The sequence below is a fragment of the Streptomyces sp. NPDC049687 genome (genome assembly GCF_044465285.1).
Classification (GTDB): Bacteria; Actinomycetota; Actinomycetes; order Streptomycetales; family Streptomycetaceae; genus Streptomyces.
The window spans coordinates 163,034-183,424 of sequence record NZ_JBITLN010000003.1; the positions used below are offsets into that span (position 1 = coordinate 163,034).

Genomic DNA, 20,391 nt, shown 5'->3' on the forward strand with positions numbered 1-20,391 from the left:
GTTGGCTCCCTGCGGAGAGGTGGTGACCCGTCGGCGTCATCATGGGGTCCGAGGACTGTCTCCTGCGGATCGCGGAAGGTCCGCCTGCCGGACACAGGCGGCTTGGCCGCGGGCGGCCAGCTGCAGGCTTCGGTCGGGATCCGGCTCGGACAGCGCCGCCTTGGTGTGGGCGATGCCGGATCGCGGTACGCGCGCGATCTCTGCGGCGTACGCGCTCGCGGCGGTTGCCACGTCCGCGTCCGGGTGCGAGCTCAGGGCGAGCCCCATCTCCACCGCCTGCGCTCCCGTGAACTCCCGGCCCGTGAGGATCAGGTCCAGCGCGCGTTCCCGGCCCACCGTCCTCGGCAGCGAGACCGTGGCCCCCATGTCGGGTATCAGTCCGTACCGCACCTCGCGCAGAGCGAACCGTGCCGTGTGCGCGACGATGCGTACATCGCACGCGAGGGCGAGCTGGCAACCGGCGCCGAAGGCGACCCCGGTCACTGCGGCGATCACGAGGAACGGAGCCCGCTCCATCCAGCGGAACGCCTCCTGGGCCTTGGCGATGGACGGCAGCATCGGGTCGGGGTCGCCTTCGGGATGGGCGGCGAGCCGCTGGAGAAAGCCGGCCGGTCCGCGCATCTCGTCGAGATCGATGCCCGAGCTGAACGACTCGCCGGTACCGCTGACGACGACGCACCGCACCTGCGGGTCCGCCGCCAGTTCCGCTCCGGCTTCCGCCAGTTCGGCCCACATCAAAGGGGTCTGCGCATTGTGACGGGCGGGCCGGTTCAGTGCGATACGGCGGATCGCGCCGCCGCCGTCGACGCTGATGTGTCTGGTGGTCATCCTCTGCTCCTTCAGGTGCGGGGCCGGATCACCGGGCGTGCTGCCGTCCTGTCACGGTCGCGCTGACGCACCGCCGCCCGGAGTTGTCGGTTCCCGTCACCTCGACCACGCCGAACGACTGGCCGAGGTGCACCGGCCGTGCCACCGCGGCTACCGATGTCCTGTCGGTCCGCCGCAGGTAGGAGACGCTGACCGTCGCCGTTCGCAGGTCGCTCCCGTGGTGGGCGAGCGCGGCCGATCCCGCCAGCTCCGCCAGCCCCGCCCAGATGCCGCCGTGGAGCGTTCCGTATCCGTTGTTCCACGGCTCGGTCCGGGGAAGTTCGGCCCGGGTGTCCTCGCCGGCCACGGTCAGTCGGGCGCCGAGGTGGTCGGTGAAGTTGGCGGCGCCGCTGCCGACGGCGTCCTCCGTCGCGGCATCCGCAGCCGCCGGGTGCAGTGGGCCGGAAGCCGCGACGTTCTGGACCCAGGTGGAGCCCACCGCCACGAGCTCGCCTCGCTCGTCCGTCACCTCGCACTGGGCGAAGCCACCGCTCCGATCACTTCGCGGTACCCAGGACGTGGCGTACAGCGCAGCGGTCCGCCACGGTGCCGGGGCAACGATGTCGTACGCCAGCCGGGTGGTGAGCGACCAGCGTCCCGGTCCTGCCGCGTTGTAGATGGTCTCGGCCATCGAGTGGTCGAGGAGCACCGCCAGAGCTCCTGCCTGATGTCCGTCGGAGCCGTCCATCCACGGGCCGGTGCGCATCACCGTTCGCAGAAAGCTGCCCTGGACGCGACACCCCAGGACGCCGAAGCGTCTTTCCACCGCACCCGGGGTGCAGGCGTGGGGTGCGTCGTCCAGCCGCGTGTGCTCCCGGGGAGTGAGGGCGCTGGGGGCATTTGGTCGGGGCAGGAACAAGGACATCGGGCTCCTCGGGTGGATGTGCCGCCGGCCGTCCGCTACTTGTTCCTGATCTTGCTGTAGGCGTCGTTGATACGGCCCACGATGTCGGGGTGCCAGATCACCTCGCGGTAGGCGAGGGTCTCGTAGGTGAGGGCGCTGACCGGGTCGAGTCCCGGCGAGGTCCGGGCCATCTCCTTGTTGTTGACGGCCGACTTGACGGTCGTCCCCGCGATGGAGGCGGCGAGGTCGCTCGCCTGCGCGACGACCTGGCCCTCGGGCGCCAGCCGGTCGATGAGGCCGATCCTCAGCGCCTCGTTCGCGTCGATCCGGTCGCCGGAGAAGGTCAGCAGCTTCGCCTGGCTCAGTCCGACGATCCTCCAGAGGGGGGAGAAATAGGGGGTGAGGCCGAACTTGATCTGCGGGTATCCGAAGAGGGCGTTCTCACTGCCGATCCGGATGTCGGTGAAGACGGCGATGTCACAGCCGCCGCCCAGCGCCGGGCCGCCGACCGCGGCGATGGTGGGCTTGCGGTAGTTCAGCAGGGTGCCGTACGCGCGCAGGCAGGCCTCGGAGTAGACCGCGCGGGTCTCCTCGGTGAACCCGGACTGCAGGTCCAGGTCCAGGCCGGCGCAGAAGATGTCCTCGCCGCCGGTCAGGACCACGGCGGCGACCTCGTCGTCGTACGCCCACGCGTCCAGCTGGTCGCTCATCTCCGTCATCAGCTCGACGCTCAGCGCGTTGCGGCGGTCGAGCCGGTCGAAGGTGATGGTCCCGACTCCGTCCTTGACGACGGAGGTGATGTTTTCGAACGTGGTCATGTGCGGTTCCCTTTCTCCGGGGAGTTTCCTAACGGTCAGTTCTCTTCGTGCGGAAGACGCTCGCCGAGGTCGGTGAGGTGGTGTTTCTGGACCTTGCCGGTGGCGGTCCGGGGGATTTCGGGGATCACTTGCCAGTGCGTGGGGATCTTCTGTCTGGCCAGCTTCTGCGTCTCGAGGTGTGCGATCAGCGCCTGGGGACCGTGCCAGACGGCTCCCGGTCTCAGGACGATCCAGGCGCCCACGCCCTCGCCCATGCGCGCGTCGGGCACGGCGGTGACCGCCGCCGCCTCGACGTCGGGGTGCGATGCGAGGGCGAGCTCTATGTCCATCGTGGAGAACTTCTCGCCGCCGCGGTTGATGATGTCCTTGACGCGGCCTGTCATCCGCACCCAGCCGGAGGGGTCGACCTCGCCCACGTCGCCGGGGTAGAACCAGCCTTCGCCGTCGATCTGTGCCTTTGTCAGGTCGGGGTCGGTGTAGCCGGACAGCAGTTGCGGTCCCCGGATCCGCAGCTCACCGACGGTTCCCGGCGGCACCGGCCGCCGGTCGGCGTCGACGGCCTGGATCTCCATGCCCCGCTGCATCCGTCCGTCCCACTCCCGGCGCCGGGCGAGCGAGTCGTCCGCGGAGGCGGCGGCGCACACACCAGCCGTCTCCGTCATGCCGTAGGCCCGGACCACCGCGACGCCGACGTTTCCGGCACGGTCGACGAGGGACGGCGGGATCGCGGCACCGGAACAGGCGTACGTCGGCAGGCGGTAGTCCGGTGACAGGTCTCGCTCGTAGCGCTCCACGAGGTCGGAGACGAACACGGTGGCCCCCATCATGAGCGAGACCCGGTGCTGCTCGATCAGCCCGAGGGCCTCGTCGGGCTGCCAGCCTCGTGTGATCACGGACCGCCCGCCGAGGAAGGCCGGGAAGATCACAGCCGCCAGGAAGCCGCCGAGATGGGAGAGCGGCGTCGGGGTGAGCGTCACGGTGTGTTCGTCGGCGCCGAGCACCTCCTGGAAGTTCCGCATGTGTGCGAACAGCGCGCGGCTGGAGAGCAGTGCGCCCTTGGGCAGCGACGTCGTCCCCGACGTGTACAGCAGCAGAGCGGGTTCCTCCGCCGCGAGCGGCTCGGGCAGCGGCCCGGCCTCGCCCGAGGCGTCGGGCACCTGCGCCCAGCCGTCCGGATGGCCGCCCACCACGTAGCGCACGGCCGGGGAGAGGCCGAGCTCGGCGAGCAGGCCGTCGAGTTCCTCGGTCGGCCGCCGCTTGCCGAGTTCGGCCGCGGCGGCCACCGCGCTGGGGCGGCAGTCGGCCAGGATGCGGCGCATCTCGTGCTCGCGGTAGATCGGCACCACGGGGACGTCGATCGCGCCGATCCGGAATGCCGCGACCTGGAGGACCAGGGCTTCGAGGCAGTTGGGCAGTTGCACGAGAACCCGGTCGCCCCGGCGGACACCGCGGCGGACGAGATCGGTGGCCACCGTCGTGGTCCAGAGGTCGAACTCCCGGTAGGTCAGGCTCCGTCCCTCGAAGGAGAACAGCTCCCTGTCCGGAAACCGCTTCGCCTGCGCGGAGAGCAGATCACCGATCCGGTCTTCGGTCCACAAGCCGATCGCCCGGTAACCGGCATGCCGGTAGGCCGTGGCCAGGTCGGACACCGTCGTCATCGAGGTGCTCCCTTCGGATGTGCGGGGCCCCGTGCGGCTAACGGGCGGGGCCAGAGACCCGTGTGGAGGGACGTTCAGCGGAAGATCGCTGAACGGCTGGCTGTCAGTTGTCAGGTCCTGACGAGAAGAGAGGAGCAGAGGCGCCCTGCGCGGAGGGCTGGCGACTCGCCATGGGTACGTGGCTGACTCGTTGCGCTGAAACTTACCTAGTTAATATTCACTAAGCAAGGTCTCCGGGTCGACCATCGGGTGGCTGTTTGCCCCCGAGGAAGGTCTCGGCGCGGCAGGCTGCTTTGCCCGGTGCCCTCGCCCGGACGGCCCCGCGGCAGCCGGACCGAGGGCGATGGTCGGGGTTCGGAGGCAGTCCTACCGCCGAAGCCACTCGCCTGTCAGGCGGACTCGCCCGCCCGTCAATCCAGTTGAACCGCGCCGTGTGGGCGGCGCACAGGAAGCCGATGTCCTCACTGACGCCGATGAGGTCTTCGACCCGGCGGACAACGGGTCTGCGTTGGTCGAAGCATCGGTACGGATCAGAACGATCACCCGTCGGCGTCCGGTCCTGCGGGTCTGTGCCGGGGCGGCGGCCCGACCCACTCTTCGCGATGCTCCACGGCGCGGGCACGCGCCATCGGTCATGAGGGACTTCACCGGGAGGCTGGGCCGGCACCTACTCCAATCCCCGCCCCGGCTTGGCCTTACGCCGCGTCCGCGTCCGCGTCCGCCAACCGGAATCCGCCGAAGGCCTGAGTCAGACCTCGTCAGGCGCGATCCGGGCCGGATCCGCTTCAAGCACCGCGCGCAGGAGTGCGCCGAGCTCGCTCTCTATCTGCCGTCGCCCGTGCAGGTCTCCGACGCGGACCACGTCATTGACGACTCCTCGTGCCGCGTAGACCAGTGCGCGATCCTCGCCGGTGGACAGGTCGGCACGCAGCAGCCGCAGTGCGGCCGTCCACGCCTCGACGTTCGCGTCCAGCTCGGCGCCGATCCTGTCCGCGGCCTCCCGCGGGAGGTTGATCGCCTCGGTCACGTAGACGCCGAAAAGGTGGCGCTGCTGGACGCCGGCGCGGATGTAGTCACGTACCAGATCCCCGAGCGGGACCCCCGCCCCTCCGTCCCCCTCATGCGCGGCGAGTCCGTGCGCGGCCTGGGCGAAGGCCGTCACGAGGATCTCGGACTTCGTCTCGAAGTGGTAGTAGATGCTGGGCCCCGACAGGCCCACCGCCGCACCGATGTCGTCGAGACTCACCCCCGTGTAGCCGTGCTCGTGAAAGAGCTCGATCGCCGTTTCCAGCAGCTCTTCGGCACGTGACCGAGCGTCCTGCGGGCGGCGGGGCTTGGCGGGCAGCCCTGCTTGGCCGTCCTCCCCCGTCGGCAGTCGCGTGTGGGCGGCGGCGATCGCGGCGGCGGCGAGAACGCGCTGATGTTCGGTGCGGGGCAGATGTACGCCGCTGACCGAGGCGCTCGCCAGCGTCGCCAGCGCGGCCGTGACGAGCAACTTGCTCTGGCCGAGGTCGACGTCGGGGCGAGCGCGCCTCAGCTGCTCGGAGAACCGCAGGGTGAAGCGGGCGAACCTGGCGTCGATCGCCGCCCGCTCCTCACCACCGAGATGCCGCTTCTCCCGCTGCAACAGAACCCACAAATCACGCCGGTCGAGGGCGGCGCCCGCCAGGCGGAAGAGGATGTCGTCGAGCGACTGCCCGGCGCCGTCGAGAGCCGCGTCCGCCACGTCGAGCCCACTGTCGATGGCGCCCGCGAGCAGAGCGTTCTTGTTCCGGAAGTGCCGGTAGACGGCAGGGGCCGTGACTCCGACCTCGGTCGCCACGTCGGCGAGGGCGACCGCGTGGAAGCCATGGTGGTAGAACCGCCGCGCCGCGGTCTCCGCCAGCTGCCTTCTACGCTCCTCCGCTCCGAGTCGGGGTGCGCGCTGACCACTTCGTGTCGTCGCTCTAGCCACAGCTCATCTTCCCATCGCCTTGCCCGCGTGATTCGCCGGACCCGAAACGAAAACACATCAGGGTCTTGTTTAGTGAATATTAACTAAGCTACGGTCCCGGGGACAACCTGCTCCCACTCCTGGAAGGAAGCCCAGGTATGTCCTCCCGCACACCGTCGTCGCCGGAAGCGTTCATCTACGACGCCATCCGCACCCCGCGAGGCCGGGGTAAACGGTCCGGGTCCCTCCACACGATCAAGCCCGTGTCGCTGGTCGTGGGACTCGTCCAGGAACTGCAGGCACGCCATCCACGCCTTGATCCCGCCGCCGTGGACGACCTGGTCCTGGGCATCGTCTCGCCCGTCGGCGACCAGGGCTCGGTCCTGCCCCGTACGGCGGCGCTCGCGGCCGGTCTGCCCGACACCGTGTCCGGACTTCAGCTCAACCGCTTCTGCGGGTCCGGACTGGAAGCCGTGAACACCGCGGCGCAGAAGGTGCGTTCCGGATGGGACAACCTGGTGATCGCCGGCGGCGTCGAATCGATGTCGCGGGTGCCTCTGGGCGCCGACGGCGGCGCCTGGATGAACGATCCCGAGACGAACTTCGCGACGTCCTTCATCCCGCAGGGCGTGAGCGCGGACCTGATCGCCACGATCGAGGGCTTCACCCGCGAGACCGTCGACTCCTACGCGGAGCGCTCGCAGCGTCTCGCCGCGGCCGCCTGGTCCGGCGGTTACTTCACGAAGTCCGTCGTGCCGGTGCACGATCGCAACGGCATCCCGGTCCTTGACCACGACGAGCACATGCGACCGGACACGACCGCCGCATCGCTCGCCCCGCTCACACCGTCCTTCGCGAAGCTCGGCACCCAAGCCGGCTTCGACGCCGTGGCTCTCCAGCGCTACCACTGGGTCGAGCGGATCGAGCATGTGCACCACGCCGGCAACTCCTCGGGCATCGTCGACGGCGCGGCCCTGGTGCTGATCGGCGACGAGCACGTCGGCGAGCGGTGCGGACTGACCGCCCGCGGACGCGTCGTCGCCACCGCCACCTCGGGCGCCGATTCGACGATCATGCTGACCGGCCCCATCCCGGCGACCCGCAAACTCCTCGACCGCACAGGCCTGACCGTCGAGGACATCGACCTCTTCGAGATCAACGAGGCGTTCGCGGCGGTACCGCTCAAGTACGCCAAGGATTTGGCGATCCCGATGGAGAAGGTGAACGTCAACGGCGGCGCCATCGCGATGGGACACCCGCTGGGCGCGACCGGAGCGATGTTGGTGGGCACCGCGCTCGACGAACTCGAACGACGTCAGGCCCGTCGCGCCGTCGTCACTCTGTGCATCGGCGGCGGCATGGGCGTCGCCACCCTCATCGAGCGTCTGTGACGCCCCCTCACCAGCCCACGGAGGCACACATGACCACGCAGTACGACCACTCCATGTTCCGCTGGGAACGTGACGCGGACGGCATAGTCACCGTCACCATGGATGATCCCGGCCAGTCGGCCAACACCATGAACGACCGGTTCATCCGCGAGCTCCCCGCCCTGGTCGACCACCTGCACGCCGAGCGCGAGGCCATCACCGGAGTCGTCATCACGTCGGCCAAGAAGACCTTCTTCGCCGGCGGCGACCTCGGCATGATGATGCGCTGCACCACGGACGACCTCGCCGACGTGACCGCCATGCTCGACGGGGTCAAGGAAGCCCTGCGACGCCTGGAGACGCTGGGGCGGCCGGTCGTCGCCGCGCTTCAGGGCGCGGCTCTCGGCGGTGGCTACGAGATCGCGCTCGCCTGCCACCACCGGATCGCCGTCGACCGGCCCCACGTGAGCGTCGGCCTGCCCGAGGTCACCCTGGGCCTGCTGCCCGGCGGCGGCGGAACCACCCGCACGGTCCGCATGTTCGGCGTGCGCACGGCCCTCCAGCAGATCCTGCTCCCGGGCCGGAAGTTCCGCCCCCAGGCCGCTCTCGAGGCGGGGCTGGTCGACGAACTCGTCACCGGACCCGAGCAGTTGGCGGCAGCCGCCCGCACGTGGATCGCCGCGAACCCCGAACCCGCTCAGCCCTGGGACCGGCCGGGCCATCAGATCCCCGGAGGCACCCCGGACAGCAAGGAACTGGCGGCCATCCTGCCCTCGCTGCCGGCCGTCCTGCGCAAGCAGACCCACGGCGCCCCCGCCCCCGCCGCCCGCAACCTGCTCGCCGCGGCGGTCGAGGGCGCCCAGGTGGACATCGACGACGCGATGGCCATCGAGTCGCGCTACTGCGCGGAGCTGATCTGTGGACAGATCTCCGCGAACATCATCCAGTCGATGTTCTTCGACATGCAGGCGATCAACCGGGGTGCCAGCCGGCCGGAGGGCTACCCGCCGTACCAGGCACGAAAGCTGGTCGTCCTCGGGGCGGGCATGATGGGCGCCGGCATCGCCCACGTCGCTGCGACGGCCGGTCTGGAGGTCGTCCTCAAGGACGTCTCGCTGGAGGCCGCCGAACGCGGCAAGGGCTACAGCGCCAAGATCCTGGACAAGGCCGTCGAGCGGGGCAGCACCACTCCCGAGCAGCGGGAGGCGATCCTGGCCCGCATCCGTCCCACCGACGACCCGGGCGACGCCGCCGGTGCCGACCTGCTCATCGAGGCGGTGTTCGAGGATCCGGGGCTGAAGCGGAAGGTCATCGAGGAGGCGGCCGCCCATCTGGGCCCGGACGCGGTGCTGGCGTCGAACACCTCGACCCTGCCCATCACCGGCCTGGCCGAAAGCGCCCCCAGGGCGGAGGACTTCATCGGGCTGCACTTCTTCTCCCCGGTCGACAAGATGGCGTTGCTGGAGATCGTCGTCGGCGAGAAGACCAGCGACGCCACCCTGGCCAAGGCCGTCGACATCGCGCGGCAGATCGGCAAGACGCCCATCGTCGTCAACGACAGCAGGGGCTTTTTCACCAGCCGCGTCATCCTGGAGTTCGTCAACGAGGCCGTCGCACTGCTCGGTGAGGGCGTGCCGGCGGCGTCCATCGAACAGGCGGCCACCCAGGCCGGCTACCCCGTCGGCGCGCTCGCGCTCGTGGACGAGCTGACCCTGACCCTGCTGCGCAAGATCCGCGAGGAGACGGCCGCCGGTCACCGCGCGGCGGGAAGCGAGAGGCCCGCCCACCCGGCGGCGCCGGTGATCGACCGGATGATCGACACGTTCGACCGCAGGGGAAGGGCCGCGGGCGCCGGTTTCTACGACTACGCCGACGGCCGCAAGACCGGCCTGTGGCCCGGGCTGAAGGACGCCTTCGGCGGTACGAACACCACGATCCCGCTGATCGACATGCAGGAGCGCATGCTCTTCGCGGAAGCCCTCGACACGATCCGTTGCCTCGACGAAGGCGTGCTCCGCTCGGTCGCGGACGCGAACGTCGGCTCGATCCTCGGCATCGGCTTCCCCGCCTGGACCGGCGGTGTCCTGCAGTACGTCAACCAGTACGCCGGCGGCGTGCGCGGGTTCGTGAGCAGGGCACTGGAACTCACCCATCAGTACGGCGACCGCTTCGCGCCGCCGGACTCACTCGTCCGCAAGGCGCAGAACGGAGAGGACTACCGATGACCACCGCAGACCAGGCCCGTCCGCTGGCAGGCCGCACGATCCTCATGTCCGGCGGCAGCCGCGGCATCGGACTGGCCATCGCCACCCGGGCCGCCCGGGACGGCGCGAACGTCGTCCTGCTGGCCAAGACCGACAAGCCCGACCCCCGGCTGCCCGGCACGGTCCACACCGCCGTGGCCGAGATCGAGGCCGCCGGCGGCAAGGGGCTCGCCGTCGTCGGCGACGTACGCCGCGAGGAGGACGTCACCGCGGCCGTCGAGCAGGCCGTCGCCGCCTTCGGGGGCATCGACGTCGTGGTCAACAACGCCTCGGCCATCGCCCTGGCGCCGATCGGGAAACTCCCGCTCAAGCGCTACGACCTCATGCTCGACATCAACGCCCGCGGCACGTTCACCCTGATCAGCGCCGCCCTGCCGCACCTGTACAAGTCGGACAACCCGCATGTGCTGACCCTGTCCCCGCCCCTGAACCCCGACCCCGTGTGGCTGCACCAGCACGCTCCCTACACGATCAGCAAGTACGCCATGACCATGCTGACCCTCGGCCTGGCCGGACAGCACCACCCCCAGCCGCTGGCCGCGAACTGTCTGTGGCCCCGCACCACCATCGCCACCGCGGCGGTGCAGAACATCGTCGGCGGCGACGCCGCGATGGCCGTGTCCCGCCGCCCCGAGATCATGGCCGACGCCGCCCACGCCGTCCTCTCCCGCAAGGCGGCCGACCGCACGGGCCACTGCCTCATCGACGACGACGTACTGCGCGACGAGGGGATCACCGACTTCAGCGCCTACCGCTACGGCGACGCCGCCGAAGCCGACCTCAAGCCCGACCTGTTCCTGCCCGGAGGCGAACATGCCTGACGCCACCCGCACGGTGTACGACGAGGATCACGAGCTGTTCCGGCAGACCGTGCAGTCGTTCATCAAGGCGGAAGTCGCCCCGTACGACGAGGAATGGGAGCAACGCGGCATCGTCGACCGCTCCCTGTTCCGCAAGGCCGGTGAGGCAGGCCTCCTGCTGTTCGCCACCCCGCAGGAACACGGCGGGGCGGGCATCGACGACTGGCGCTTCAACGCAGTCCTGGACGAGGAGTTCGGCCGCGCCGGCCACGCCTCGGCCGGCCTCGGACTCGCCCTGCAGAACGACGTGGTCGGCCCCTACCTCCTGGAGCTGACCGACGAGGAGCAGCAGAGCCGATGGCTGCCCGGGATGACGTCGGGCGAACTCATCGGGGCCATCGCGATGACGGAACCGGGCACCGGCAGCGACCTGTCCGGCATCGCGACGCGCGCCGTGCGCGACAAGGACACCTACGTCCTCAACGGCTCCAAGACGTTCATCTCCAACGGCCAGAACGCCGACCTGGTCGTCGTGGCGGCCCGCACCTCCGAGGACCGGCATCGTGGCCTCACGCTGTTCGTCGTAGAGAGCGACATGCCCGGCTTCGAGCGGGGACGCAACCTGGAAAAGCTCGGACTGCACGGCCAGGACACCAGCGAACTGCACTTCACCGACGTACAGGTCCCGGTGACGAACCGGCTCGGCGCGGAGGGCGAGGGCTTCTTCCAGCTCATGCGCAACCTCCCACAGGAGCGGCTCTCCCTGGCCGTCACGGCTGTCTCCGCCGCGGAGGGCGTGCTGGCCCGCACCATGGAGTACGTCACCGAACGCCACGCCTTCGGACAGAAGATCGGAAGCTTCCAGCACAACCGCTTCCTGCTCGCGGAACTCCACACCGAGGTCGACATCGCCCGCGTCTTCGTGGACCACTGTGTCGCCCTCCACGCCCAGGCACGGCTGACACCCGTCCAGGCCGCCAAGGCCAAGTGGTGGTGCACCGAACTACAGGTCCGCGTGGCCGACCGCTGCCTCCAACTGCACGGAGGCTACGGCTACATGCGCGAGTACCCCGTCAGCCGCGCGTTCGCCGACGCCCGCATCCAGACCATCTACGGCGGCACGACCGAGATCATGAAGGAGATCATCGGCCGCGACATGGGCCTGTGAGGACGCCGATATGACTGCACCAGTCACCTTCGAAACGACCGACGGCATCGCGCTGGTCGGCCTGTCCCGGCCGACCGTGGGCAACGCGATCAGCCTGCCGATGGCGCGAGAGCTGCGGAACGTCGTCACCGAGATCCGTTCGCTGCCCGACGTCGGAGCGGTGGTCCTGTTCGGACACGGTGAGCAGTTCTCCGTCGGCGGCGACCTCGAAGAGTTCGCGGCAGCAGCCGCACCCGGTGCGTTCCTCGCGGAACTCGCCGATACCGCGCACGAGGCCGTCCTCGGGTTCCGGGCCCTTCCCATGCCGGTGATCAGTGCCGTCCACGGCGCCTGTGCCGGCGGCGGCATCGGATTCGCTCTCGCCGCGGATCTCGTACTGGCCGAGGACACCGCCCGCTTCGTGGTCGCCTACACCGCCGCGGGGCTCTCGCCCGACTGCGGAGTGTCCTGGACCCTGGCCAGACTGCTCGGACCCGCCCGCGCCAACGACCTGATCCTGACCAACCGGAAGGTCACCGGAACCGAGGCGGAGACCCTGGGGCTGGCCAGCCGCGCGGTCAGGCCCGGCACCGCCTTCGAGGAGGCACTCCGGCTGGCCCGCTCACTCGCCGACGGCCCCCGTGAAGCATTCGCACGGTCGCTCCAGCTGGTACGCGACGCCCCGGCCACCCCGCTGACGGAACATCTCCGGCGCGAAGCCGCGTCCATTTCCGCTCTGGTCGAGACACCGGACGCCGCAGAGGGCATCACCGCCTTCCTCCACAAACGGCGGCCGGACTTCACCCACACCCCATCGAGGAGCTGACACGCCATGAGCCCTGACGACACCACCAGTCCCGCCTTCCTGCGCCGCTTCGCCACCGAGTGGCTGGCCGCCTGGAACTCCCACGACACCGAGCAGGTTCTCGCGCTGACGCATCCGGACGTCACCTGGGACGACACCGTCTTCTGGACGGAGGTCATCCACGGCCGAGAGGCCCTGCGGGGCTACATCGACCGGATCTGGCGGGCGATGCCCGACGTGTCCTTCGACGAGGTCCAGCTGTTCACCGCGCCCGAGGACGGCCGGGCGGTCGTCCTGTTCCGTCAAGAGGGCAGCGGACCGCCCCAGTTGGACCCCTCCCGCCGGTTCTCCACCCACGGCTGCGACATCTTCCTCAAGTTCACCGACGGCCTGCTCTCCCACTACCTGGCGCAGTACGAGATCAACGACATGATGCGCCAACTGGGCGCACTGCCTCCCCGCAACGGAAAGATCGGAGGCGCCTACCTCCTCTCCCTGCTCGGCGCCGGTCAGGGCTGAGACCGCGCTGAACGCGAGGGACTCTCCTCCGCGGGCTTCTCCCCGAGCTGATGACGGCTGAGTGCGAGGAGCACGACCGGCGTGGGGCAACCGCCACCATCCGGGCCCTCACATCCCGCGGAGAGAAGTCCCCGCGCCCCGCCGAGCGGTAGACGGCACCCGATTTCAGCCACTCACCCATATCGTGCTCGCCCTGCAGAGGGCACCCGTCCGCTGAGCCTGCCGGTCACCGGCCCGGCGACGACGGTCCGACCGTGTCCGAGGTCGGCGATCCCGTCCGCCTCGCCATGGACACCCAGCTGTGCGACGCAACTGCCTCTGCTGTCACGGCCTCCACGGCACCCCATCGCCTCCATGGGCATTACCTTCTGGCTGCTGAGCGCCAACTGTTGCAGGCGCAGGAGCCGCTCTACGAGCGGCTTGCTCGATGGGGCCCCAGGCGGAGCGCGTTGATCCTGGGATTGTCCGGATGGCACAACCCCATGGCCTTGAGCACGCCTGCGAGGGCACGGCGCATCGGGACCCGTTTGCACGATCTCTGCACGCGTGGCCACCACATGGCCACCACACTGAACCCAACAGACCCTAGTTGACCGGCAGCACGTAACAAAAGGCCAGGTCACGGCCTCGCGAACCGAAACGGCCACTGGCTTCAACCCCAGACCTACGCATTGCGATGCGTAGCCCCGGGGTGTCCGATCAGCCCGGAATCCAAGGACACGCGAAACAAGAAACCCCAGGTCAGAGGCCCGACCTGGGGTTCACCATGGAGCCGCCTTCGGGATTCGAACCCGAGACCTACGCATTACGAGTGCGTTGCTCTGGCCATCTGAGCTAAGGCGGCGCGCCGTCCGCACCATGGTGCGATCAGCAACGTCGGTAAGTCTACACAGTTTCCGGGGGTGGTCCGCACCACCCCCGGAGGCGGCCGCTCCGGGGGCGGGAGCGGGGTTAGGAGCAGCGCTTTGTCTGCGCCGGGGGCGTACCGCGGAGGAGGTACGCGTCGATCGCGGAGTCGATGCAGGCGCTGCCGCGGCCGTAGGCGGTGTGGCCGTCGCCGACGTAGGTGAGGAGGCGGGCGGAGGAGAGCTGGCGGGCGAGGGAGCGGGCCCAGCGGTAGGGGGTCGCCGGGTCGCGGGTGGTGCCGACGACGACGATCGGGGCGGCGCCCTTCGCCTCGATGCGACGCGGCGCACCGGTGGGTCCGACCGGCCAGTACGTGCAGTTCAGGGCGGCCCAGGCGAGGCCCTCGCCGAAGACCGGGGAAGCCTTCTCGAAGGACGGCAGGGCCTTCTCGACCTGCTCGGGGGTGGTGAAGGCGGCGGGGAGGTCCAGACAGTTCACGGCCGCGTTGGCGGACATCAGGTTGGCGTAACGGCCGTCGGAGTCGCGCTCGTAGTAGCTGTCGGAGAGAGCCAGGAGGCCGGCGCCGTCCTTTTCCCGAATCGCCGAGGCCAGTGCCGCGCGCAGCTGCTCCCAGGTGCTCTCGTCGTACATCGCCGCGATCACCCCGGTCGTCGCGAGCGCCTCGCCGAGCTTGCGGCCGCCCGCGTCGCCGGTCGGGAGGGGGCGCGTGTCCAGCCGGGTGAAGAAGGACTTGAGGTTCTTGCCCACCTCGCCCTCCTTCTTGCCGAGGGGGCAGTCGGGCCGCCGTACACAGTCCTTCGCGAACGACCGGAACGCCGTCTCGAAGCCCGCCGTCTGGTCCAGGTTCAGCCGGCGGGCCGACAACGACGGGTCCAGCGCGCCGTCCAGCACCAGCCGTCCCACCCGCTCCGGGAAGAGCCCCGCGTACGTCGCCCCGAGCAGCGTCCCGTACGACGCCCCCAGGTACGTCAGCCGCCGGTCGCCCAGGACCGCTCGCAGGATGTCCATGTCACGGGCCGCCTCGACGGTGGAGACATGGCGGAGCAGCTTGGCCGAGTGGGCGCCGCAGGCCTCCGCGAAGTCCTTGTACGCGGCGACGAGTTCGCTCGTCTCTCCACTGTCGTCGGGGGTGGTGTCCGTCTGCGTGTACGCGTCCATGTCGCGTCCGTCGAGGCACTCCACGGGCTCGCTGCCGGCCACGCCCCTGGGGTCGACGGCGACCATGTCGTAGCGGGCGCGGACCTCGGCCGGGTAGCCGACGCCGGCGTAGGCCTGGAGGTAGCCGACCGCCGAGGCCCCCGGTCCGCCCGGATTCACCAGAAGCGACCCGAGCCGCTTGCCCGGGCCCGTCGCCTTCTTGCGGGTGACGGCGAGCCGGACGTCGCCCGTGTCCGGGTGGCCGTAGTCCAGCGGTGCCTTCATCGTGGCGCACTGGAAGCCGGGGACTCCGCAGTCGTGCCAGTCAAGCCTCTGCCCGTAGTACGGCGCGAGTGCCGACGGGGTCGCCTTCGGCAGCGCCGCCAGTTCCGCGAGCGCCGCCGGGCCCGCGGAGCTCGTCGAGCTCGCGGAGGAGCAGGCGGAGACGGCGAGCAGCGTGGCGAGGGAGCAGGTGAGCGAGCGGAGGGTGACGCCGGTTCGGGACCTACCGGACCTGCGGGGGGAGCGCCTGATGTACATCTCGCGAGCCTAACTCTGCGCGACCGGGCGAGTGCTTTACGTGCGTGAACCGCCACGGAAGAGTGACGCCGTCAACCGGCGGCCCCGCCTCAGCCCGCTCTCAGCGCCATCGTCATCGCCTCCACCGCCAGCAGCGGCGCCACATTCCGGTCCAGGGCCTCTCTGCACGCCCCGATGGCCTCGATGCGGCGCAGGGTCGACTCGGGACTGCCGGCGCGGGCGAGGCGCTCCAGGGTGTCCTCGGCGTCCGCGTTGGCGAGCGCGATGCGCGAGCCGAGCTGGAGGGCGAGGACGTCTCGGTAGAAGGCGGTCAGGTCGGTGAGCGCGAGGTCGAGGCTGTCGCGCTGAGTGCGGGTGCGCCGCCGCTTCTGCTTGTCCTCGAGGTCCTTCATCACACCCGCCGTGCCGCGCGGCATCCGGCCGCCCTGGGCCGCTCCCAGCGCCGCCTTCAGCTCCTCGGTCTCCTTGCCGTCCATCTCCTCGGCGAGCACCTTGGCGTCCTCCGCCGCCGCGTCCACCAGCTCCTGGGCCGCCTTGAGGCAGCCGCCGACGTCGTCGATCCGGAGGGGAAGCCTGAGGACGGCGGCGCGGCGCTCGCGGGCCGCCGGGTCGGTGGCCAGTCGGCGGGCCCGGTCCACATGGCCCTGCGTGGCCCGGGCGGCGGCCTCGGCGACGGCCGGTTCGATGCCCTCGCGCCGTACGAGCATGTCGGCGACGGCGTCCACGGACGGCGTCCGCAGGTTCAGGTGGCGACAGCGGGAGCGGATCGTGGGCAGCACGTCCTCGAGGGAGGGCGCGCACAGCAGCCAGACCGTCCGGGGGGCGGGCTCCTCGACCGCCTTGAGGACGGCGTTGGCGGACTTCTCGTTCAGCCGCTCGGCGTCCTCGACCAGGATGATCTGCCAGCGTCCGGTGGCCGGGGAGGTGTAGGACTTGCGGACCGTGTCGCGCATGTCCTCGGCGAGGATCTGCGTGCCCACGGCGGCGACGGTGGTCACATCGGCGTGGGTGCCGATGAGCGCCGTATGACAGCCGTCGCAGAACCCGCAGCCGGGGGCCCCACCGAGCGCGCGGTCCGGGCTCACGCACTGCAGGGCGGCGGCGAACGCCCGCGCCACCTGGGTACGGCCCGCGCCGGGCGGGCCCGTGAACAGCCAGGCGTGCGTCATCTTCGACGCCTCGGGCGGCGGGGCGGCGGAGGCGGCCGCGGTGACGAGCGCGTCGGCGTCCCGAGCGGCAGCGGCCAGCTGCTCACTCACCTTCTCCTGCCCGACGAGGTCGTCCCACACGGTCATGGGTCACGCCGCCCTTCCGTCACGTCCGCGCCACCGGGCCGATGCGCCGGTTTCGTTCGCCGCTTCCATTGTGCGGGGGACCACTGACAACGGGGGCCACCAAGGTGACCCCGTGTTCGTCAGCGCCGCCGGCCCCGTCCCCGGCCGCCGCCGCGGCCCTCGTCGGGCCCGTCGTCGTCCCGGTGCGGCCCCAGCAGTTCGTCCGCGAGCGACGGCAGGTCGTCCAGCGGCGTCTCCTCGGCCCAGTCCGACCGCGGCCGCCTGCGGGGCGCGCCCGCCTCGTCCACCTGCGGCAGCTCGCGCGTACGGTCCTCGGACCCGTCCGGGCCGCCGCCCGCCCGCTCGTCGCGGAAGAAGCCTGGCGGCACCCGGTCCGCGGGGCCCTCCTGGCGTACCGGCGGCAGCACGGCCGTCTCGTCCGCGGCGCCCTCGTCCCGCACCGGCGGCAGCACGGCGGTCTCGTCCGCGGCCCCGGGAGGAGTCACGGGCGGCAGCACGGCCGTCTCGTCGACCGACCCGGCGGGCGGCACCGACGGCTGCGGCAGCTCCGTCGTCACCTCGGCGTCCGACCCGCCGGAGCCCTTTCCGGACGCCCCGGACGCCCGCTCGGACGGCCGGGAGGGCTCCGACGGCTCCTTGTCCATGCGGACCCGGGGCAGCGGGGTGGTCTGATCCACCGGGTCCTTGTCCATCCGCGCCCGAGGCAGCACGGCCGTCTCCTCCACCGGGCCGCCCGACGCGTTCGTCGGCGTGACCACGGGTGTCGGCACGGTCGACGCGTCCGGCGCGGCCGCCGGAGGCGTGGGCGGCTTGGGCCTGGGCCCGACCTGCGCCGCCGCGGCGGCCTGCTCCGCCGCGCGCCGCGCCTCCTCGGCCCGCAGCAGCGCCTCCTCGGCCTTGCGCTGCTTCTCCAGGCGCAGGGCCTCGGCCTTCCGCTGCTCCTCCAGGCGCTTGGCCTCGGCCTCGGCGCGCCGCCGGGCCTCCTCCTCGGCCAGCTTGCGGCGCCGCTCCTCCTCGGCCCTGCGGCGCTCCTCGTCCGCCTTGCGGCGGGCCTCCTCCTCGGCGCGGGCCTTCTCCTCGGCGATGAGCCGCTGCCGCTCCTCCTCCGCACGCTTGCGGGCCTCCTCGGCGCGCCGGCGGGCCTCCTCGGCCTGGCGCTCGGCCTCGCGCCGCTGCGCCTCCTCCAGCTCGCGCCGCTTGCGCTCCTCCTCCTCGGCGCGCAGCTTGGCGAGCTGCTCCTGGCGCTCGCGCTCCAGGCGCTCCTCCTCCGCCTTGCGGGCGGCCTCTTCCTCGGCCTTGCGGCGGGCCTCCTCCTCGGCCTTCTTGCGCGCCTCCTCCTGGGCCTTGATCTCGGCCTCGGACAGCGGCAGCATCCGGTCGAGCCGGTGGCGTACGGCGGAGGTGACGGCCTCGGGCTCCTGGCCCGCGTCGACCACCAGGTAGCGGCCGGGGTCGGCGGCGGCCAGTGTGAGGAAACCGGAACGCACACGCGTGTGGAACTCGGCCGGCTCCGACTCCAGCCGGTCCGGCGCCTCCGTGAACCGCTCGCGGGCGGTCTCCGGCGAGACGTCGAGCAGCACCGTCAGATGCGGGACCAGGCCGTTGGTCGCCCAGCGCGAGATCCGTGCGATCTCGGTCGGGGACAGGTCGCGGCCCGCTCCCTGGTAGGCGACGGACGAGTCGATGTACCGGTCGGTGATCACGACCGCGCCGCGCTCCAGGGCGGGCCGCACGACCGTGTCGACGTGCTCCGCGCGGTCCGCCGCGTACAGCAGCGCCTCCGCGCGGTGCGACAGTCCCGCGCTGGACACGTCCAGCAGGATCGAGCGCAGTCGCTTGCCCACGGGGGTGGCCCCCGGCTCGCGCGTGAGGACGACCTCGTGGCCCTTGGCCCTGATCCACTCGGCGAGCGCCTCGGCCTGGGTGGACTTGCCGGCGCCGTCGCCGCCCTCCAGGGCGATGAAGAAGCCGGTCGCCGCCGGTCCCACCGCCGGGTCGTCGCCGCCGAGCAGCGCGTCCCGCAGGTCGTTGCGCAGGGGCACGCCGGAGCGGTCGTCGACCTTGGCCAGCACCAGCGCCGCCACCGGCAGCAGCAGCGCGCCCACCAGCATCAGTGTGAACGCGGCACCGCCGTGCGCGAAGACGAACTTGCCGTTCTCCAGCCGGTGCGGTCCGATCAGCGCCGCGAGCAGCGGGGCGCCCAGCGCGGCCAGCGCCACGGAGACCCGCACCACCGCGTGCAGGTGTTCCGTCGTGCGGGTGCGGCGGCTGTCCTCGGTCTCCTGGTCGAGCAGCGCGTGCCCGGTGTTGGCGGCGACGCCCGCGCCGACGCCTGCCAGGCCCAGGATCAGCAGCACGCTGGTGACGTCCGGGTCCAGTCCTGCGGCCAGCAGGGCTATGCCGGTGAAGGCGATCGCCAGCGCGAGCAGCCGGCGCCGCGACAGCGACACCAGGACCTTCGGGGCCGTACGCACACCGATGACGACTCCGCCGGTCAGCGCGAGCACCAGCAGCCCGTACAGGACCGGGCCGCCCTTCAGGTCCGTGGCGTGCAGCACGGCCACGGCGACGGCCGCGGCGATCGCCCCCGCGACGGCGGCGCAGGCGAGGACCAGCAGCGGAATCGCGCCGGTGCGGCCCGCGTCGACACCCGTGGCCGTACGGGGCCTGCGCAGCCCCTCCAGCGGGGACCGCGCGCGGGGGGTGCGCACCGAGGGCAGTTCCAAGAAGGCGACCACGGACAGGGATCCGGCGAAGAGCCCCCCGGCGACGTACGAGGCGAGGGCCGCCTGGTGCTGGGCGAACCATTCGATGCCGGTGCCCAGAAGATTGTTGAACAGCGCGGCGACGACGAGGGTGGCCGCGCCCAGCGGGATCGCCACGAAGCCCGTGCGCAGCGACAGGCGGCGCAGCGCGTCCATGTGGTCCGGCAGCGGCCGTACCGTCGCCCCTTCCAGGGGCGGGGCGGGCAGCAGGGCGGGCGCCGCGCTCTCGCGGGCGACCGTCCAGAAACGCTCGGCGACACCGGTGACGAAGACGGTCACCAGCAGGAAGGCCAGCGCGTCGTCCGGCGTCCAGTCGATCCACAGCGGCGCGACGAGCAGCAGCGCGGCACGTACGCCGTCCGCGCCGACCATCGTCCAGCGCCGGTCGAGCGGACCCTCCGGCGAGGTCAGCGAGGTCAGCGGGCCGAGAAGGACCGCGCCGAACAGCAACGTGGCCAGAACTCGTACGGCGAAGACGGTCGCCACTGCGAATGCCACGCCCCGGTAGCCGCCCCCGAACGAGCCCTCGGCGATGGCCGCCTGGAGCACGAGGACGACGAACACCAAAAGCGCGAGGGCGTCTCCGACACCGCCCACCAACTGCGCGCTCCACAGCCGCTTCAGCTGCGGCTCGCGCAACAGGGCGCGTACAGCGCGTTCTCGGGAGTCCGCCACCAAGGCGTCGTCCGGTGCCGGGTGGTGGGCCGTTGGCTGCTCGGCTCGCGTCATGCTTTCAGCCTATCGGCAGCGACTGACGGCCCG

The 20,391-nt window shown here is 71.2% G+C and carries 14 protein-coding genes and 1 tRNA gene; 6 read left to right on the forward strand and 9 right to left on the reverse strand.

Features of this window, described 5'->3' with window-relative positions; all coding sequences use genetic code 11:
- Positions 1 to 39: 39 nt before the first annotated feature.
- The 5 genes from ACIBVL_RS10720 to ACIBVL_RS10740 all read right to left on the reverse strand — a co-directional run bounded on the left by ACIBVL_RS10720 (position 40) and on the right by ACIBVL_RS10740 (position 6,141).
- Positions 40 to 828: an enoyl-CoA hydratase/isomerase family protein gene (locus ACIBVL_RS10720; protein WP_399095264.1), complete on the reverse strand. Its 789-nt coding sequence runs from the start codon at positions 826 to 828 to the stop codon at positions 40 to 42.
- A 28-nt stretch (positions 829 to 856) separates the two neighbouring features.
- Complete coding sequence (locus tag ACIBVL_RS10725) at positions 857 to 1,633, reverse strand: PaaI family thioesterase (RefSeq protein WP_399095267.1); 777 nt, start codon at positions 1,631 to 1,633, stop codon at positions 857 to 859.
- A gap of 134 nt (positions 1,634 to 1,767) precedes the next feature.
- Positions 1,768 to 2,529 carry an enoyl-CoA hydratase/isomerase family protein gene (locus ACIBVL_RS10730; RefSeq protein WP_399095270.1) on the reverse strand — a complete coding sequence of 254 codons (762 nt, stop codon included), beginning with the start codon at positions 2,527 to 2,529 and terminating at the stop codon, positions 1,768 to 1,770.
- A gap of 35 nt (positions 2,530 to 2,564) precedes the next feature.
- Complete coding sequence (locus tag ACIBVL_RS10735; protein ID WP_399095273.1) at positions 2,565 to 4,187, reverse strand: class I adenylate-forming enzyme family protein; 1,623 nt, start codon at positions 4,185 to 4,187, stop codon at positions 2,565 to 2,567.
- 748 nt (positions 4,188 to 4,935) lie between these two features.
- A complete protein-coding gene (locus tag ACIBVL_RS10740; protein WP_399095276.1) occupies positions 4,936 to 6,141 on the reverse strand; it encodes a TetR/AcrR family transcriptional regulator in 1,206 nt (401 codons plus the stop codon).
- 137 nt (positions 6,142 to 6,278) lie between these two features.
- Here ACIBVL_RS10740 and ACIBVL_RS10745 point away from each other — a divergent pair, with 137 nt between their 5' ends.
- Genes ACIBVL_RS10745 through ACIBVL_RS10770 form a run of 6 tightly spaced genes read left to right on the forward strand, consistent with a single transcriptional unit; the run spans position 6,279 to position 13,025 of the window.
- The gene (locus ACIBVL_RS10745; protein ID WP_399095279.1) at positions 6,279 to 7,511 is read left to right on the forward strand and encodes an acetyl-CoA C-acetyltransferase; all 1,233 of its coding nucleotides are present in this window, start codon (positions 6,279 to 6,281) and stop codon (positions 7,509 to 7,511) included.
- A 29-nt stretch (positions 7,512 to 7,540) separates the two neighbouring features.
- On the forward strand, positions 7,541 to 9,715 hold the full coding sequence (locus ACIBVL_RS10750; RefSeq protein WP_399095282.1) for a 3-hydroxyacyl-CoA dehydrogenase NAD-binding domain-containing protein: 2,175 nt from the start codon (positions 7,541 to 7,543) through the stop codon (positions 9,713 to 9,715).
- Positions 9,712 to 10,575: an SDR family oxidoreductase gene (locus tag ACIBVL_RS10755; protein WP_399095285.1), complete on the forward strand. Its 864-nt coding sequence runs from the start codon at positions 9,712 to 9,714 to the stop codon at positions 10,573 to 10,575. Before ACIBVL_RS10750 ends, ACIBVL_RS10755 begins: the two co-directional genes overlap by 4 nt.
- Positions 10,568 to 11,722, forward strand: coding sequence for an acyl-CoA dehydrogenase family protein (locus tag ACIBVL_RS10760; RefSeq protein ID WP_399095288.1), 1,155 nt, complete (start codon positions 10,568 to 10,570; stop codon positions 11,720 to 11,722). The genes ACIBVL_RS10755 and ACIBVL_RS10760 overlap by 8 nt, the downstream gene beginning before the upstream one ends.
- A gap of 10 nt (positions 11,723 to 11,732) precedes the next feature.
- Positions 11,733 to 12,527 carry an enoyl-CoA hydratase/isomerase family protein gene (locus ACIBVL_RS10765; protein WP_399095291.1) on the forward strand — a complete coding sequence of 265 codons (795 nt, stop codon included), beginning with the start codon at positions 11,733 to 11,735 and terminating at the stop codon, positions 12,525 to 12,527.
- A gap of 6 nt (positions 12,528 to 12,533) precedes the next feature.
- Positions 12,534 to 13,025 (forward strand): nuclear transport factor 2 family protein, encoded by a 492-nt coding sequence (locus ACIBVL_RS10770; protein WP_399095294.1) that lies wholly within the window; start codon positions 12,534 to 12,536, stop codon positions 13,023 to 13,025.
- Between the two features lie 767 nt (positions 13,026 to 13,792).
- Here ACIBVL_RS10770 and ACIBVL_RS10775 read toward each other — a convergent pair.
- From ACIBVL_RS10775 to tmk, 4 genes are all read right to left on the reverse strand, one after another.
- Positions 13,793 to 13,869, reverse strand: a tRNA-Thr gene (locus ACIBVL_RS10775).
- 107 nt (positions 13,870 to 13,976) lie between these two features.
- Complete coding sequence (locus ACIBVL_RS10780) at positions 13,977 to 15,569, reverse strand: alpha/beta hydrolase (RefSeq protein WP_399095297.1); 1,593 nt, start codon at positions 15,567 to 15,569, stop codon at positions 13,977 to 13,979.
- Between the two features lie 89 nt (positions 15,570 to 15,658).
- Positions 15,659 to 16,864, reverse strand: coding sequence for a DNA polymerase III subunit delta' (locus ACIBVL_RS10785; protein WP_399095300.1), 1,206 nt, complete (start codon positions 16,862 to 16,864; stop codon positions 15,659 to 15,661).
- 119 nt (positions 16,865 to 16,983) lie between these two features.
- Positions 16,984 to 20,358: a dTMP kinase gene (gene tmk / locus ACIBVL_RS10790; RefSeq protein WP_399095303.1), complete on the reverse strand. Its 3,375-nt coding sequence runs from the start codon at positions 20,356 to 20,358 to the stop codon at positions 16,984 to 16,986.
- Between the last annotated feature and the right edge of the window lie 33 nt (positions 20,359 to 20,391).